This window comes from Mammaliicoccus sp. P-M58, from assembly GCF_022386165.1.
GTDB classification, from domain to species: Bacteria; Bacillota; Bacilli; order Staphylococcales; family Staphylococcaceae; genus Mammaliicoccus; species Mammaliicoccus sciuri.
This window is the reverse complement of the sequence record NZ_JAJNJI010000001.1, coordinates 257584-275535: the sequence shown is the minus strand read 5'-3', so window position 1 is coordinate 275535 and position 17952 is coordinate 257584. Positions and strand designations below refer to the sequence as shown.

Annotated in this window: 13 protein-coding genes; 12 read left to right on the top strand and 1 reads right to left on the bottom strand. The window is 32.5% G+C overall.

The genetic code is table 11. The features are described from left to right. Nucleotides 1-8: 8 nt before the first annotated feature. From LQ694_RS01355 to pyk, 7 genes are all read left to right on the top strand, one after another. Nucleotides 9-3200 carry a DNA polymerase III subunit alpha gene (locus LQ694_RS01355; protein WP_096791824.1) on the top strand — a complete coding sequence of 1064 codons (3192 nt, stop codon included), beginning with the start codon at nucleotides 9-11 and terminating at the stop codon, nucleotides 3198-3200. A 134-nt stretch (nucleotides 3201-3334) separates the two neighbouring features. Further along, complete coding sequence (gene ystJ / locus LQ694_RS01350) at nucleotides 3335-4564, top strand: NADP-dependent malic enzyme (protein WP_048539603.1); 1230 nt, start codon at nucleotides 3335-3337, stop codon at nucleotides 4562-4564. 19 nt (nucleotides 4565-4583) lie between these two features. Next, a complete protein-coding gene (locus tag LQ694_RS01345; protein WP_025904315.1) occupies nucleotides 4584-5039 on the top strand; it encodes a FadR/GntR family transcriptional regulator in 456 nt (151 codons plus the stop codon). 18 nt (nucleotides 5040-5057) lie between these two features. After that, nucleotides 5058-5927, top strand: a complete 870-nt coding sequence (accD, locus tag LQ694_RS01340; protein ID WP_025904314.1) for an acetyl-CoA carboxylase, carboxyltransferase subunit beta — start codon at nucleotides 5058-5060, stop codon at nucleotides 5925-5927. After that, a complete protein-coding gene (locus LQ694_RS01335; protein ID WP_096791825.1) occupies nucleotides 5920-6864 on the top strand; it encodes an acetyl-CoA carboxylase carboxyltransferase subunit alpha in 945 nt (314 codons plus the stop codon). Before accD ends, LQ694_RS01335 begins: the two co-directional genes overlap by 8 nt. Before the next feature lie 238 nt (nucleotides 6865-7102). Next, complete coding sequence (gene pfkA / locus LQ694_RS01330; protein ID WP_037588500.1) at nucleotides 7103-8068, top strand: 6-phosphofructokinase; 966 nt, start codon at nucleotides 7103-7105, stop codon at nucleotides 8066-8068. A 30-nt stretch (nucleotides 8069-8098) separates the two neighbouring features. Then, entirely contained in the window at nucleotides 8099-9859 is a 1761-nt protein-coding gene (pyk, locus tag LQ694_RS01325; protein WP_218697412.1) for a pyruvate kinase, read from the top strand. A gap of 194 nt (nucleotides 9860-10053) precedes the next feature. On the opposite strand, the gene LQ694_RS01320 is transcribed toward pyk, so the two are convergent. Then, on the bottom strand, nucleotides 10054-11409 hold the full coding sequence (locus tag LQ694_RS01320; protein WP_048539607.1) for an amino acid permease: 1356 nt from the start codon (nucleotides 11407-11409) through the stop codon (nucleotides 10054-10056). Nucleotides 11410-11836: 427 nt separating this feature from the next. Here LQ694_RS01320 and LQ694_RS01315 point away from each other — a divergent pair, with 427 nt between their 5' ends. The 5 genes from LQ694_RS01315 to pnpS all read left to right on the top strand — a co-directional run bounded on the left by LQ694_RS01315 (nucleotide 11837) and on the right by pnpS (nucleotide 17821). Then, nucleotides 11837-12955, top strand: coding sequence for a citrate synthase (locus tag LQ694_RS01315; protein ID WP_048539608.1), 1119 nt, complete (start codon nucleotides 11837-11839; stop codon nucleotides 12953-12955). A 48-nt stretch (nucleotides 12956-13003) separates the two neighbouring features. Continuing rightward, nucleotides 13004-14272 (top strand): NADP-dependent isocitrate dehydrogenase, encoded by a 1269-nt coding sequence (gene icd, locus LQ694_RS01310; protein ID WP_048539609.1) that lies wholly within the window; start codon nucleotides 13004-13006, stop codon nucleotides 14270-14272. A gap of 62 nt (nucleotides 14273-14334) precedes the next feature. Continuing rightward, nucleotides 14335-15267 carry a malate dehydrogenase gene (gene mdh, locus LQ694_RS01305; protein ID WP_179296652.1) on the top strand — a complete coding sequence of 311 codons (933 nt, stop codon included), beginning with the start codon at nucleotides 14335-14337 and terminating at the stop codon, nucleotides 15265-15267. A 144-nt stretch (nucleotides 15268-15411) separates the two neighbouring features. After that, complete coding sequence (locus LQ694_RS01300; protein WP_048539611.1) at nucleotides 15412-16122, top strand: response regulator transcription factor; 711 nt, start codon at nucleotides 15412-15414, stop codon at nucleotides 16120-16122. Beyond that, nucleotides 16115-17821: a two-component system histidine kinase PnpS gene (gene pnpS / locus LQ694_RS01295; protein WP_218697414.1), complete on the top strand. Its 1707-nt coding sequence runs from the start codon at nucleotides 16115-16117 to the stop codon at nucleotides 17819-17821. Before LQ694_RS01300 ends, pnpS begins: the two co-directional genes overlap by 8 nt. Nucleotides 17822-17952: the final 131 nt, after the last annotated feature.

The following is a 17952-nucleotide window of genomic DNA, read 5'->3' as shown; positions in this document are numbered from 1 at the left end:
GTGAGCGCATGGTAAGTCATTTAAATATTCATTCATCATATGATTTGCTCAATTCAAGTATCAGAATCCAAGATGTTGTACAAAAAGCTAAAAATGAAAATTATCAAGCGCTTGCTCTTACAGATTTAAATGTTCTGCACGGTGCTTTACAATTTTATGATGCATGTATAAAAGAAGATATAAAACCAATTTTCGGATTAACCATTTATTTAGATGACCAACTCAATCAAGTTGAATGTGTGGTCTTAGCTAAAAATAAAACGGGCTACCATAATTTAATTAAGTTATCATCTGCTATCTCCATTAAAGAACGATTTTCAGCACCAATAGAATGGGTAAATGCATATTCAGAAGGTCTTATAATCATTGGCAAACAAATTAATGAAGCCAACTATTATTTATTTCAAGCTATAAATATTGATGACAATGATAAATATATTTCACATGATTCTATGATAGATATGGATCATAAGAAAGTTTTTATGAAGTCTGCGCTTTATTTGAATGAAGACGATGGCGATAGTTTAATTGCACTTCACGCGATTAAAAATAATGAAAAATTAACGATGAGTGATTTTCAACAAAACCTAAATCATCATTTTTTAACTCATGAAGACATATCTCAAATGAATATAGCTGAAGCGTACATACAAAATACGGATGAAATAGCTCAAAAATGTCAGGTCGAAATTGCGTACCATCAAGATTTATTACCAAAATATAAAACGCCTGATGATCAATCAAGTGATGAATATCTTTGGGAATTATTAATGAGGAATAAATCTAAGTATCCACAATTTAATGACGTATATGAAAAACGTCTTAAATACGAATACGATATTATTGTAAAAATGGGTTATTCAGATTATTTCCTTATCGTTAGTGACTTAATCAATTATGCGAAAGATCAAAATGTATTAGTTGGACCAGGACGTGGTTCATCTGGTGGGTCCCTTGTTAGTTTTATTTTAAATATTACAACTATTGATCCGATTGAATTTGATTTGTTATTTGAAAGATTTTTAAACCCTGAACGTGTGACGATGCCAGATATTGATATCGACTTTCAAGATACTAAGCGCGATAAAGTGATTCAATATGTTCAAGAAAAATATGGTGATAATCGTGTTGCTGGGATTGTAACTTATGGACATCTTCAAGCTAGAGCAGTTGCAAGAGATGTAGGTAGAATATTGCAGTTTGATGATGCTACACTCAATTACATCTCAAAATTAATACCGCATAAATTAGGTATTACGTTAGACGAAGCATTTGAAGACGATGCATTTAAACAATTTGTTAGTCAGAATCATTTACATGAAAAATGGTTTCAACTAAGTAAACAATTAGAAGGTTTACCGAGACATACATCGACCCATGCAGCAGGTATCATTATTAATGATCAGTCATTACACCAATTTGTACCCACAATGATGGGTGATACAGGTGTCTTAACGCAATGGACTATGACAGAAACTGAAAAGATCGGTTTATTAAAAATTGACTTTCTTGGTTTAAGAAATTTATCGATTATTCAACAAGTCGTCAATCAAGTAAAATATCAAGAAAATCAAATTGTAGATATTGAAAAAATTCCTTTTGATGATCCTAAAGTCTTTCAACTATTGTCTAAAGGTGAAACAACAGGTATTTTCCAACTTGAATCTCAAGGTGTTAGAAGTGTATTAAAGAGGTTAAAGCCTGACCATTTTCTCGATATTGTAGCAGTTACATCTCTATATAGACCTGGTCCAATGGAAGAAATACCAACATATATTAAAAGACGTAGACAAAATGCAGAGATAGAATATTTACATCCAGACTTAAAAGAGATATTGAAATCAACATATGGCGTTATTATATATCAAGAACAGATTATGCAGATTGCGAGTAAGTTCGCAGGATTCTCATACGGTGAAGCGGATATTTTGAGACGTGCGATGAGTAAGAAAAATAGAGCAGTGTTAGAAAATGAAAGAAAACATTTTGTGAATGGTAGCTTAGAAAGAGGTTACGAGGAATCAACAGCTGTAAAAATATTTGATTTAATACTTAAGTTTGCAGACTATGGTTATCCTAAAGCACATGCTGTAGCATATAGTAAAATTGCATATATCATGACTTATTTGAAAGTGCATTATCCGACATACTTTTATGCTGCGATTCTTTCTAATGTAGTTGGTAATGAAGTTAAGACAGAACAAATGGTGACGGAACTTAAAAGAATTGGTGTGAAAATATATCCACCGTCCATTAATCATAGTGAATGGTTCTATAAAGCAACTACAAAAGGTATATATACGTCACTTGGTGCAATTAAAAGTGTTGGTTATCAAAGTGTAAAAGTGATCGTTGATGAAAGAAAAGCAAATGGAACATATAAAGATATGTTTGATCTCGTACATCGATTACCGACTAAAGCTAAAAGTAAAAAAATGATACAAGCACTTATATATGCTGGTGCTTTAGATGATTTTGGTCACACTAGAGCGACAATGTTACAGTCTATTGACGATGTTTATGAAAGTAGTGAGTCTGTCGGAGATTCTAATAATTTATTGAAAGAATTAGGTTTGAACGTAAAGAAAGAATTTAAAGAAGTTGAAGAAATGCCTAACATTATGAAAAGCGAATATGAAAAAGAATACTTAGGGTTCTATGCAACTGAACATCCTATCATTTCATTATTCAATCAACATCAATATTTATCGATTTATCCATTAAGATTAGACCATAATAAAGTGCCGATGCTCGTAATGATTGCATCATTAAGGAAAATTAGAACTAAAAAAGGTCAAAATATGGCTTTCGTCAATTTAATAGATGGGTTAAATGAAGTTGAAGGAGTTATATTCCCTGATGCATATAAACAAATTGAAACAACTGATATCATCAATGTCCCAGTAATTATCAATGGCAAATTCGAAAAAAGAAACGGTAAGACACAAATTATTATTAATCAAATAGATACATTAGAAGCATTTAAACAATATAAATTTAATACGACAAAAGAAGTTGTCGTAAGAAATGTAGAAGATTTAGCAGAGTGGATAACAAAAGACTATGATCATCATATTAAAGTAACGTATTTTAATGATGAAGATTATAGTTCAAAAATGCTGGGCTATTTAAACTTAAATCATGGTAATTTTGAAGAATTTATTCATAATATAGGTTATGAGAATGTACGCCTTTTATAGTCTTTATTAATTAAATAATTTATGATATAGTATTCTTCATGGTGGTCTGACCACTATGAAGAATTTTTTAATTTAATTATAGAAATTTAATGTATAATAAAGGGATAGATACATACAATGAAGGGATGATTATTTTGTCATTAAGAGATGATGCACTATATATGCATAAAGAAAAACAAGGTAAATTAGGCGTTTATGCCAAAGTTAAAGTTACTAATAAAGAGGAATTAAGTCTTGCTTATTCTCCAGGTGTCGCAGAACCGTGTAAAGATATACATGAAGACGTAAGAAAAGTATATGACTATACAATGAAATCAAATGCAGTAGCTGTAATTACAGATGGAACAGCTGTATTAGGTTTAGGTGATATTGGTCCTGAAGCAAGTATTCCTGTTATGGAAGGGAAAGCAGTTTTATTCAAAAGCTTTGCTGGTGTAGATGGTGTGCCAATCGCACTAAATACAACAGACGTTGATGAAATTGTGAATACTGTTAAATTATTAGAACCGAACTACGGTGGCGTTAACTTAGAAGATATTTCAGCACCTCGATGCTTTGAAATTGAAGAACGTCTTAAAAAAGAAACTAAAATACCTGTTTTTCATGATGATCAGCATGGTACGGCTATCGTAACTGTTGCTGGTTTGATCAATGCATTGAAAATTACTGACAGAAAATTATCCGATATAAAAGTTGTTTTAAATGGTGCAGGTGCAGCTGGTATTGCAATTATTAAATTATTATACAGTTATGGTGTAAGAAATATGATTATGTGTGATTCTAGAGGTGCGATTTATGAAGACCGTCCTTATGGTATGAATCCTACTAAAGACTTTGTTGCAAAATGGACAAACAAAGACAAAACAGAAGGTCAGTTATCAGATGTTATTAAAGATGCGGATGTATTCGTAGGTGTATCTGTTGAAGGCGCATTAACGAAAGAATTAGTTGAAACAATGGCTGAAGACCCAATTATCTTTGCTATGGCTAATCCAGTTCCTGAAATCATGCCGGATGTAGCGAAAGAAGCGGGTGCTAAAGTAATTGGTACAGGACGTTCTGATTTCCCTAACCAAATTAATAATGTATTAGCATTTCCTGGTATATTTAGAGGTGCATTAGATATTCGTGCAACTCATATAAATGAAGAAATGAAACAAGCAGCAGTAGAAGCAATTGCTAATCTTGTTTCAGAGGATGAATTAAATGCTGATTATGTCATTCCTGGACCATTCGATCCAAGAGTTGCACCATACGTAGCGAAAGCTGTAGCAAAAGCTGGTATGGAATCAGGTGTAGCACGTATTGAAGTTGATGTTGATGAAATAGAACGTAGAACATATGAATTAGCAGACTTGTCATAATTTTGGAAGGAGACTCACGTTGGATAAAGAAAAGCAAAAAGGATTAATCAAGATTGTCGAACAAATTCAGTCAATTATTGTTGAAAAAAATATTCAAGTGGGTGAAAAACTGCCTTCCGAAAGATTTTTAAGTGAAACGTTAAATGTTGGACGTTCAAGTATCAGAGAAGCCCTAAGAGCATTAGAACTTTTAGGGGTGATACATACTAGAAGAGGTGAAGGTACTTTCTTAAGTGATATGTACCAACACCAACTTTTTGATTTAATCGGAAGGTTCTTAATTCATAATGAATCACAGCTAGATGAAATTAATGAATTAAAATGGATGATTGAAAATTTCTGTGAAGAACACAATAACATTGAAACAAATTCAAAAGAAGAACTTGTTTCAAATAATAATAATCAAATTATGTATATGATTTGGAAGCTACTCTCTCAATATAGTGATAGATTTGAAAGAGACAATTGTAAATAAAATCAGGGGGATAGTGACATGTTTAAAGACTTGTTCAATCGAAGCCAGAAAAAGAAGAAATATGTAACTGTTCAAAACAGTAAAGATAATGACGTGCCTGAAGGTATCATGACAAAATGCCCTAAATGTAAAAAAATCATGTATACAAAAGAGCTCGTACAAAACTTAAATGTCTGTTTTAACTGTGATCATCATATTGCATTAACTGCTCACGATAGAATTAGAGCTGTGAGTGATGAAGATGCATTTAAAGAGTTTGATGTCGGTATGACTGCTTCAAACCCATTAGAATTTCCTGGATATGAAGAAAAATTAGAAAAAGATAGAAAAAGCACTGGTTTAAATGATGCAGTCGTTACAGGTGTAACGTCAATTGACGGTATTCCTTATGGTATCTGTGTTATGGATTCAAGATTTAGAATGGGAAGTATGGGTGCAGTAGTTGGAGAGAAAATTTGTAGAATTGTAGATTATTGTGCAGATCATAATTTACCATTTGTATTGTTCACAGCGAGTGGTGGTGCAAGAATGCAAGAAGGAATCATCTCACTAATGCAAATGGCAAAGACAAGTGTATCCATTAAACGTCATAGTGATAAAGGCTTACTATTCATTTCATATATGACACACCCTACAACTGGCGGTGTTTCAGCGAGCTTTGCTTCTGTAGGTGATTTAAACTTTGCAGAACCGAAAGCTTTGATTGGATTTGCTGGTAGAAGAATCATTGAACAAACGATTAGTGAAAAACTACCTGACGATTTCCAAACGGCGGAATTTTTATTAGAACATGGCCAATTAGATAAAGTTGTACATCGAAAAGATATGTATAAAACTTTAAGTACTGTGCTCAAGATGCATCATAACGAGGTGAAAGACAATGCTTGAATTTGAAAAACCTTTAGTAGAAATTAAAGAAAAAATAGCATCTCTACAATCTTATCAAGAAAAACATGGTGTAGACTTAACAGATGAAATAGAAATGTTGGAAGCCACTTTAACAAAAGAAACTGAACACATTTATAATAATTTAAAGCCTTGGGATAGAGTACAAGTTGCGAGATTACAAGAAAGACCTACAACTTTAGATTATATCCCTTACATATTTGATGATTTTATCGAACTTCACGGTGATCGAACTTTCCGTGATGACCCAGCTTTAATAGGTGGATTGGCTTACTTTAATGGGTTACCAGTGACAGTTATAGGGCACCAAAGAGGTAAAGACACTAAAGATAATATTTTTAGAAACTTTGGGATGGCACATCCAGAGGGATATCGTAAAGCATTGCGTTTAATGAAGCAGGCTGAGAAGTTTAATAGACCGATTATTACGTTCATTGATACGAAAGGTGCATATCCTGGTAAAGCTGCAGAAGAACGTGGACAGAGTGAATCTATTGCTAAAAACTTAGTCGAAATGGCATCTTTAACAGTACCTGTTATTTCTATAGTTATTGGTGAAGGCGGAAGTGGTGGCGCACTTGGATTAGGCGTAACCAATCGTCTACTTATGTTAGAAAATAGTACTTATTCAGTTATTTCTCCAGAAGGTGCAGCAGCATTGTTATGGAAAGATTCTGGGCTTGCTCAAATGGCAGCTGAAACAATGAAAATTACAGCACCTGACTTATTTGATTTAGATGTTGTAGATGAAGTTGTTAAAGAACCATTTGGTGGTGCTCATAAACATCTAGAATCACAAGCTTCACTTATAAAGACATCAATTGAAAAACATCTTTCAGACTTAAGAACATTAAATGCAGAAAGTTTAGTTGAAGATCGTTTTAATAAGTATCGTAATATAGGGAGTTATATCGATTAGGATATTTAAAATGACAAGCAATCATTTATACTGATATAATTTCATTTCATAAATTTATGTATATGTGCATAATTGAATTAAAATTAAGCGATTCCAACTTTTGAAAAATTACAAAAGTTGGAATCTTTTTTTAAGAAGACGTTTACATATTTAAATAACAGTAGTTTTAATGGAATCAAGCCAATATTTGTGTTATTTTTAAATTAACAATCATATAACAAGAGAGGTCTGTATATTTATGAAAAAAATTGCGGTTTTAACGAGCGGTGGAGATTCACCAGGGATGAACGCAGCAATTCGTGCAGTTGTTCGTAAAGCTATTTATCATGATATTGAAGTTTATGGTGTATACCAAGGTTACTTAGGCTTAATAAATGATAATATCAAAAAACTTGAATTAGGTTCAGTTGGGGACATGATTCAAAGAGGTGGTACATTCCTTTATTCTGCTAGATGTCCAGAATTTAAAGAAAAAGAAGTGCGTGCGAAAGCAATTGAAAACCTTGAAAAAAGAGGTATAGAAGGATTAGTTGTTATCGGTGGAGATGGAAGTTATAGAGGTGCACAAAGATTAAGCGAAGAAGCTAAAAATCTTAAAACAATCGGTGTACCCGGTACAATCGATAACGATATTAATGGTACAGACTTTACAATTGGTTTTGATACAGCACTTAACACAATCATTGATGCTGTCGATAAAATAAGAGATACAGCATCAAGTCATGAACGTACTTTTATTATTGAAGTAATGGGAAGAGACGCTGGTGATTTAGCGCTATGGTCAGGATTAGCAGCTGGAGCGGAAACAATTTTAATTCCAGAAGTTAAATCAGACATTGAAGAAATCGCTGAAAAAATTCAACATGGTATGGATAGAGGGAAAAAACATTCTATCATTATTTGTGCTGAAGGTGTCATGACAGGTCATCAATGTGGGGAAGAATTGAAGAAATTTATTAACATTGATACAAGAGTTTCATGTTTAGGCCACATCCAAAGAGGCGGTACACCTACTGGAATGGATAGAGTACTTGCTTCTCGTTTAGGCGGCTATGCAGTTGAATTGCTTATGCAAGGTGATAGTGCTAAAGCAGTTGGAATTCAACAAAATGAACTTACATGTACTCATTTTGATGAAATATTCCAAGCAGAACATAACATCGACAAGAAAATGTATAATTTAGCACATCAATTATCTATATAAAAAAAGAAAAACTACGGAGGTCATTTTAATATGAGAAAGACAAAAATTGTATGTACGATAGGTCCAGCATCAGAATCAGAAGAAATGTTAGAAAAATTAATGCTTGCAGGCATGAATGTTGCTAGATTAAACTTTTCACATGGAAGTCATGAAGAACATAAAGGTCGTATAGATACAATTAGAAAAGTAAGTTCTAAATTAAATAAAAATATTGGTATCTTATTAGATACTAAAGGTCCTGAAATTAGAACACATAATATGAAAGATGGTTTAATTGAACTTACTAAAGGTAGTGAAGTAACAGTTAAAACAACTGAAGTAGAAGGTACGCCTGAAGCGTTCTCAGTTACCTACGAAAAATTAGCTGAAGATGTAGAAGTCGGATCAACAATTTTACTTGATGATGGTTTAATTGAACTTACAGTTAAATCAGTAGATATCGCTAAAGGTGAAGTTCACTGTGCAGTAGAAAATACTGGCGAATTAAAAAATAAAAAAGGTGTTAACTTACCAGGTGTTAAAGTAAACCTTCCTGGTATTACTGATAAAGACGCTAGTGATATCCGCTTCGGTATCGAACAAGGTGTAGACTTTATTGCAGCTAGTTTCGTAAGACGTCCATCAGATGTATTAGATATTCGTGCAATTTTAGAAGAAAAAGAAAATAACGTTATTAAAATTATTCCTAAAATTGAAAATGAAGAAGGTATTGAAAATATCGATGAAATTCTTCAAGTATCAGATGGTTTAATGGTTGCTCGTGGTGATATGGGTGTTGAAATTTTACCAGAAGCAGTTCCAATGGTACAAAAACAATTAATCCAAAAATGTAATAAATTAGGTAAACCAGTTATTACAGCAACACAAATGTTAGATTCAATGCAAAGAAACCCACGTTGTACAAGAGCAGAAGCAAGTGACGTAGCGAACGCAATTTACGATGGTACTGATGCAGTAATGTTATCTGGTGAAACTGCAGCAGGATTATATCCAGAAGAAGCAGTGCGTACAATGCAAAATATCGCAGTAGCTGCTGAAGATGCTCAAGATTACAAAAAATTGTTATCTGATCGTTCAAAAATGATCGATACGAATTTAGTAAATGCAATCGGTGTATCAGTTGCTCATACAGCTTTAAACTTAAATGTAGAATCAATCGTTGCAGCAACTGAAAGTGGTGCTACAGCTCAAACAATCTCTAAATATAGACCACATTCACACATTATTGCCGTAACACCTAATGAAACAACTGCTCGTCATATGACATTAGTATGGGGCGTATTACCAGTTGTGAAAAAAGGTAAACAAACAACTGATGAATTATTAAATAATGCTGTTTCAACAGCTGTTAACACAGGTTTAGTTGATAATGGTGATTTAATCATTATTACTGCAGGTGTACCAACAGGTGAAACAGGTACAACTAACTTAATGAAGATTCATTTAGTAGGTGATGAATTGGCTAAAGGTCAAGGAATCGGTCATCATTCAACAGTAGGTAAAGCTGTAGTGGCAAATACTGCTGACGACTTAAAAGGTAAAGATTTAAGTGAATCAATCGTTGTTACACAATCAACAGATGCTGATATGGTTCCATATTTAGAAAATGCTAAAGGAATTGTAACAGAAGAAGGCGGATTAACTTCACACGCAGCAGTTGTAGGTCTTAACTTAGGCGTTGCAACAATCGTTGGTGTTGAAGGCGCTCGCGAAAAAATAGCAGATGGTACATTAATTACATTAGATCCAAAACAACACAAAGTGTTCGAAGGATATGCTAACGTATTATAATAAATAAAAAAGAGACTAGGATATCATATCCCAGTCTCTTTTTTATTTATGAATGCGCATATACTGTTATAAGTAGTTTAGTCCAAAGGTGTAAATACTGGGGTCGTTATAATATATAAATAAGTAAACTAAAAAGGGTCAAAAAAACATCTCATTTACTGATTTATTTAGTAAATGAGATGTTTTTATTTACTTTATTTAAATACTTTACGTTTTTGATTAAAGTACATGATTGTCAAAATAATAAACCAAATTGGTGTAATTAATATAGCGATTAATGTGACTTTATTTGTCATTAATAACACGAATACGAAAATAAAGAATATTAATGTAATCCATGCTACCGGAACACCACCAGGAAGTTTGAAATTAGATGCTTTGTTTAATTCTGGTGATATTTTACGATATCTAATATAAGCAACAACAATTAATGACCATACTACTAAGAAAAGTACGGTTGATACAGATGTTACATATTTAAATACTTCACCAGCATCTTTAATCACGTAGTTTAAAAGTACTGAAATCATTAATAAGAAACAACTAAATAGTGTTGCTTTATAAGGGACACCAGTTTTGTTTGTTTGACCGAAACTTTTGTTTGCTTGTCCATTTTGTGATAAACCATAAAGCATTCTACTATTTGAGAAAATACCACTATTACAAGATGATGCTGCAGCTGTTAAAACAACAAAGTTAATAATTGCTGCTGCGATTGGAATACCAATCAGTCCAAATAATTTTACGAATGGACTTTCGGCAGGGTCGATTTTGTCCCAAGGTGTAATAGACATGATGATAATAAGTGAACCTACATAGAAAAGCATAATTCTAATTGGTACACTGTTAATCGCTCTTGGTATTGTCTTATGTGGATCTTTCGTTTCACCAGCAGTAACACCGATTAATTCAATACCTACAAATGAGAAAGCTGCCATTTGGAATGATAAGAAGAAACCATTCATACCATTTGGGAAAATACCATCATGGTCCCAAATATGTGTTAATGAAGCTGTACCGTATGGTGTTTCATATGCCATTACGATCATGATAATACCGACAACGATTAATGCTACGATCGTTGTAATTTTAATAATAGAGAACCAGAACTCTAATTCACCAAATAGTTTAGCAGTCATTAAATTCATTGTCATTAATATGAGTATTGTAAATAATGCTGTAATCCATGTTGGTATGTCAGGAAACCAAAAACTTATGTATTTTGCTACTGCAGTTACTTCAGCCATACCAGTGACAATCCAACAGAACCAGTAAGTCCATCCTGTTATATATCCTGCGAATGGTCCGATATATGTATGCGTGACATCTGCAAAAGAATGAAAATCTGTGTTTGAGAGTAATATTTCCCCTAGAGCTCTCATAAACAGAAATAAAATTAAACCAATAATAATATAGGTCAGCAGTATTGAAGGGCCTGCTGAACTGATTGTTTCGCCAGCACCTAAGAATAAGCCTGTACCTATAGCACCACCTATCGCAATAAGTTGTACATGCCTATTGCTTAATTCCCTTTGTAAATTGTTAGCCATATAAACTTTATCCCTCTTTCATATACAAACTTTTATGTTATTATTATGCGCTTACTGTAAGAAAATAGCAATTAAAAAATGAATGTTTAACAACTGTTTGATACCTGTTATCATGATTTATTATTTTTATCATATATAATAATAAAAATGAATGGATGAACGATGAAATGACCTATTCTGATTAAAATGATAGGGTATTACTAACTCGTAAATCCTTATGTGTTCACGTTTTTGAGATATATTTTATTTACTATAGCAATATTATAAAAAATATAAAATTACAACTGTTTATTTTTATTCATCTAAAATTACTAAAGAATTTAAAGTTTAAAAGTCCTTCGCATTCACAAATCGTAAGAAATTATATATAATGATAGATGAAAGCCATTACATATATGGGCAATTATTTAGTAAGGGGGATATTATTATGGCACAAGTAGCAAAAGGGTTAGAGGGCATCATTGCTTCTGAAACTCAAATTAGTTCAATCATAGATAATCAATTAACTTATGCAGGTTATGAAATAGATGATCTAACTGAAAATGCTTTATTTGAAGAAGTCATGTTTTTACTATGGAATTTAAGATTACCAAACAAAGAGGAATTAGCAGAACTAAATGAGAAACTACTAGGATATATGACTTTAAACCCTAGAATGTATACACATTTCGAAGATTATGCGACTGATAAAGTTCATCCAATGACTGGATTACGTACTTCATTATCATATTTAGCACATTTCGATCCAGACGCTGAAAAATTTGATGAAGAAATGAACTATGAACGTGCAATTAGAATTCAAGCGAAAGTTGCATCTTTAGTAGCAGCATTCTCTCGCGTAAGACAAGGTAAAGAAGTTGTAAAACCTAAAAAAGATTTAACATATGCAGCAAACTTCCTATATATGTTAAGAGGTGAAGTTCCAACTGATGTTGAGGTAGAAGGTTTTAACAAAGCGTTAATTTTACACGCTGACCATGAATTTAATGCTTCAACATTTACAGCACGTGTAACAGTTTCGACTTTATCTGATATGTATTCAGGTGTGACAGCAGCAGCTGGCGCATTGAAAGGCCCATTACATGGTGGTGCTAACGAACAAGTTATGAAAATGTTAACTGAAATTGGTACTGTCGACAAAACAGATGATTACATTAAAGATAAAATCGCAAACAAAGAAAAAATTATGGGCTTCGGACACAGAGTATATAAAAATGGTGATCCGAGAGCGAAGTACTTAAAAGAAATGAGTCGTCGTATTACAGACGAAACAGGTCAAAAAGAACTGTTTGAAATTTCTTTAAGAATTGCTGAAATTATGAAAGAAGAAAAAGGATTATTACCTAACGTTGACTTCTACAGTGCAACTGTATATCACAGCATGGGTATTGATCACGATTTATTCACACCAATTTTCGCAATTAGCCGTATGTCAGGTTGGACAGCTCATATTCTTGAACAATACAGAACAAATAGAATTATGAGACCAAGAGCTGAATATACTGGTGAACGTGATCGTAAATATGAACCAATTGAAAACCGTTAATTTAATTAATATAATATAACTAACAAATTTAGATGGAGGAATCATATAATGACAGCAGAAAAAATTACAACAAATCAAGGCGTTTTAAATGTTCCAAATAATCCAATCATCCCATTTATTATCGGTGATGGAATCGGACCAGATATCTGGAATGCAGCAAGTAGAGTATTAGATGCAGCTGTAGAAAAAGCATACAATGGCGAAAAACAAATCGAATGGAAAGAAGTATTAGCAGGTCAAAAAGCATTCGATGAAACTGGTGAATGGTTACCAAATGAAACTTTAGAAACGATTAAAGAATATTTAATAGCAATTAAAGGTCCATTAACTACACCAATTGGTGGCGGTATTCGTTCATTAAACGTTGCTTTACGTCAAGAGTTAGATTTATTCACTTGTCTACGTCCAGTACGTTGGTTTAAAGGTGTTCCTTCACCAGTTAAACGTCCTGAAGATACAGATATGGTTATTTTCCGTGAAAATACTGAAGATATTTATGCTGGTATTGAATTCCAAGAAGGTTCAGATGAAGCTAAAAAAGTTATAGACTTCTTACAAAATGAAATGGGTGCTAAAAATATCAGATTCCCTGAAACTTCAGGTATCGGTATTAAACCAGTTTCTAAAGAAGGTACTGAAAGATTAGTAAGAGCAGCAATTAACTATGCGTTTGATAATAATCGTAGAAATGTTACATTAGTTCATAAAGGTAACATCATGAAATTCACTGAAGGTGCATTCAAAAAATGGGGTTACGATTTAGCTGAACGTGAATTCGGAGATCGCGTATTCACTTGGCAACAATATGATAAAATTGTTGAAGAAGAAGGTAAAGATGCTGCTAATAAAGCACAATCAGATGCAGAGGCTGAAGGTAAATTAATTATTAAAGACTCTATCGCTGATATCTTCTTACAACAAATTTTAACACGTCCTGCTGAATTTGATGTAGTAGCTACAATGAACTTAAACGGTGACTATATTTCAGATGCATTAGCAGCTCAAGTTGGTGGTATTGGTATTGCACCTGGTGCAAACATTAACTATGAAACAGGACATGCAATTTTCGAAGCGACACACGGTACAGCTCCTAAATATGCTGGTTTAGATAAAGTTAACCCTTCATCAGTATTATTAAGTGGTGTATTAATGTTAGAACACCTGGGTTGGCAAGAAGCTGCTGACAAAGTAACACAATCTGTTGAAGCTACAATTGCTTCTAAAGTAGTAACATATGACTTTGCTCGTTTAATGGATGGCGCAACTGAAGTTAAATCTTCAGAATTCGCTGATGAATTAATTAAAAATTTACCATAATAGGATGTTATTTGAGGAAGGTTATTTATTAACCTTCCTTTTATTATAAGGAGATGAACAATATGGCAAGAAAGAAAATTTCAATCATTGGAGCAGGATTTACTGGCGCTACGGCTGCATTTATAGCAGCTCAAAAAGAGTTAGGTGATATTGTACTTGTTGATATGCCTCAATCTGAAAACCCAACAAAAGGGAAAGCGTTAGATATTGCAGAAAGCGCACCGGTATTAGGCTTTGATTCAAAAGTAACGGGTACTGCTAATTATGAAGATACAAAAGATTCAGATGTCGTCATTATTACAGCGGGTATTGCAAGAAAACCTGGAATGTCACGTGATGATTTAGTACAAACGAATCAAAATGTTATGAAATCTGTAACGAAAGAAATTGTTAAATACTCACCTAATTGCGTTATCTTAGTCTTAACAAACCCTGTAGACGCTATGACTTATACAGTGTATAAAGAATCAGGATTACCGAAAGAGCGTGTAATTGGTCAATCTGGCGTATTAGATACTGCTAGATTTAGAACATTTGTTGCTGAAGCATTAGACCTTTCTGTTAAAGATGTAACAGGATTTGTATTAGGTGGTCATGGAGATACAATGGTTCCACTTATTAGATACTCAGCAGCTGGTGGCGTACCTTTAGAAAAGTTATTATCTGAAGAAAAAATTGCTGAAATTGTTGATAGAACAAGAAAAGGTGGAGCTGAAATCGTTAATTTACTTGGTAATGGTTCGGCATACTATGCACCAGGAGCAGCTTTAATTGAAATGACAGAAGCAATATTGAAAGATCAAAAGAGAGTATTACCTTCAATTGCTTATTTAGAAGGTGAATATGGTTATCAAGACATCTATTTAGGTGTACCAACTGTATTAGGTGCTAATGGTATTGAAAAAATCATCGAGTTAGACTTAACTGATGAAGAAAAGCAATTACTTGATGAATCTGCTCAATCTGTTGAAGCAGTAAAGAATATTTTACAATAAAATAACAGTTAAAGGACGCATTCTGCTTTGAATGCGTCTGTTTTATTTAGCTAGTGTTAACTTTTTGTAAAGTTCTCTAAATAACCATTATTTTTTTAATAATTTAAGTTATAATTATATTAAATCGCTTAAGGAGGACCTTGAATGTCACAAAAAGTATTGGTAGTAGACGATGAGCAATCTATCGTTACATTGCTTAAATATAATATAGAACAAGCTGGTTACCAAGTAATTGTAGCTTATGATGGAGTTCAAGCGTTAGAGAAAGTAAATGAAGAGAAACCTGATTTAGTAGTATTAGATGTCATGTTACCTGAGAAAGATGGAATTGAAGTTTGTAAAACGATTCGATCAGATAAAAATCAAGTTCCGATTCTTATGCTTACAGCTAAAGACGATGAATTTGATAGAGTGTTAGGTCTAGAATTAGGTGCAGATGATTATATGACTAAACCATTTTCACCTCGTGAAGTTGTAGCACGTGTTAAAGCTATATTAAGACGTGTTGGGCAAGTTGAAAATAAAAACTTAGAAGAAGATGAAGATATTATTTTAGGTGCAATTAGAATTAGACCTGACTTCTTTGAAGTGTATAGAAATGATGAATTATTAGAATTGACACCAAAAGAATTCGAACTTTTACTTTACCTTATTGAAAGACAAGGTCGTGTGATAACTAGAGAACATATGTTGAATTCTGTTTGGAATTATGAATTTGCTGGAGACTCTAGAATAGTAGACGTACACATTAGTCATTTGAGGGATAAACTTGAAGAAAACCCTAAGCAACCTCAATTCATTAAAACGGTGAGAGGTTTAGGCTATAAGTTAGAAAGACCAAAGAATAATGATTAAGTTCTATAATAAATTACTAATTATACTTACAACGGTTACTGTTGTAAGTTTTCTTATATTAGGGTTTTTCCTTCATAATTCTAGTTACGATTTAATTTCTAAACAACAGCAAAAATTATTAAAGACTGAATCCAAAAAAGTATACGATATTGCAAAAAATAATCCAGAAAATATTAAAGATATTTTGAGTGTGTTTGATCAAGATATTTTACTGCAAAAAGATGGACGTGTGTTATATCGTTCAGGTGAAAAAGATACAAATATATTTAATCAAAATAAAAAGCAAGCTATATCTAATGCAAAGGCCTTTGATGAATATTTTGCAGTAGATAAGTCAGAATCTGAAGTGATGTATGCAAGAACATATGGTGATTATACAGTTGTCATTGCTAAACATACAGATACGATAGCGATTATTCAAAAAGATATTTGGAAATATTTATTATTAGTCTTATGTTTTACATTACCTTTAATCTATTTTGTCGTTCGATATATTAATACTTCTTATATACATCCTATTAAAGAAGTGACATATGCTACTAAATTATTGGCTTCTGGAAAATATCGTGTTAGAGTGCCAGAAAGTAATGTGAAAGAAACGAAAGAACTTTTTGTTAATACGAATGAACTTGCTAGAACATTAGATAATTTAAATAATGAACAGAAATTGCAACGTAATCGATTGGAAACGACTTTAGAAAATATTCCAAGTGCAATATTAATGTTAGATAGAGAAGGTGTTATTGTAATAGCGAATAAGACGTATCATGATTTGTTTGACAGAAATAGTCATGCTGAAGGGCAGTTATTTAAAGAAGTAATGCCTAATGTTGAGATCATACAGATGATGAACGAAGCTTTAAAATTAGAAAAACCTATGTTTGAACAAATTGAAATGTATATCAATGATGTTCATAATAAGTTTTTTGAAGTATCTGCAATTCCAGTATTATCTCGAAAAAAACGAAATCTATTAGGTTTAGTTGTCGTTATGCATGATATAACGAAGTTGAAGAAATTAGAACATATGAGAAAAGATTTTGTGGCAAATGTATCTCATGAATTAAGAACACCTATCACATCGATAAAAGGATTTGCAGAAACATTATTAGATGGTGCAAAAAATAATCCTGAATCGTTAGATATGTTCCTAAATATCATGTTAGAAGAATCTAATCGAATTCAATCACTTGTTCAAGATTTACTCGAGTTATCAAAAATCGAACAAAATAGCGAGATACCGAAAGAACAAATATCATTAACAGAAATTGGCGAACATTCGATTAACACAGTATCAAATGTTGCTTCTAAAAAAGACATTCACATTACAAATCATATCGATAAAGAAGTATATGGATACGGAGATAAAGATAAATTAACACAAGTATTGATTAATTTATTAACGAACGCCATTAGTTATTCACCGAAATCTAGTGAAGTTATTATAACGATTAAAGAAGTAGATGATGGTCAAATCATTTCTGTGAAAGATAATGGTATAGGTATATCTAAAGATGAACAAAAACGAATTTTTGAAAGATTTTATCGTGTTGATAAAGCGCGTAGTAGAGATTCAGGAGGAACAGGACTTGGTTTATCCATTACTAAACATATTGTAGAAGCACATAATGGACAAATCAAAGTAGAATCAGAAGTTGGAAATGGATCTAACTTTATTGTAAAACTCTTTAATAAGTAATCTTCATATAATCTTTACAATTTATTCATATTGAATTAATCATGACGAGATAGAATAAACATAGACCCCTTCATTTTGATGATTATGCGAAATACATTGTGTATTTCGCTTTTTTTTTGTAAAAAATTAAA

What these genes read in the sequence shown, in the direction of transcription:
- LQ694_RS01355 (WP_096791824.1), top strand. Translation starts at nt 9, where the DNA reads ATGGTAAGTCATTTAAATATTCATTCATCATATGATTTGCTCAATTCA.
- accD (WP_025904314.1), top strand. Translation starts at nt 5,058, where the DNA reads ATGTTTAAAGACTTGTTCAATCGAAGCCAGAAAAAGAAGAAATATGTA.
- LQ694_RS01335 (WP_096791825.1), top strand. Translation starts at nt 5,920, where the DNA reads ATGCTTGAATTTGAAAAACCTTTAGTAGAAATTAAAGAAAAAATAGCA.
- pfkA (WP_037588500.1), top strand. Translation starts at nt 7,103, where the DNA reads ATGAAAAAAATTGCGGTTTTAACGAGCGGTGGAGATTCACCAGGGATG.
- pyk (WP_218697412.1), top strand. Translation starts at nt 8,099, where the DNA reads ATGAGAAAGACAAAAATTGTATGTACGATAGGTCCAGCATCAGAATCA.
- LQ694_RS01320 (WP_048539607.1), bottom strand. Translation starts at nt 11,409, where the DNA reads ATGGCTAACAATTTACAAAGGGAATTAAGCAATAGGCATGTACAACTT.
- LQ694_RS01315 (WP_048539608.1), top strand. Translation starts at nt 11,837, where the DNA reads ATGGCACAAGTAGCAAAAGGGTTAGAGGGCATCATTGCTTCTGAAACT.
- icd (WP_048539609.1), top strand. Translation starts at nt 13,004, where the DNA reads ATGACAGCAGAAAAAATTACAACAAATCAAGGCGTTTTAAATGTTCCA.
- mdh (WP_179296652.1), top strand. Translation starts at nt 14,335, where the DNA reads ATGGCAAGAAAGAAAATTTCAATCATTGGAGCAGGATTTACTGGCGCT.
- LQ694_RS01300 (WP_048539611.1), top strand. Translation starts at nt 15,412, where the DNA reads ATGTCACAAAAAGTATTGGTAGTAGACGATGAGCAATCTATCGTTACA.
- pnpS (WP_218697414.1), top strand. Translation starts at nt 16,115, where the DNA reads ATGATTAAGTTCTATAATAAATTACTAATTATACTTACAACGGTTACT.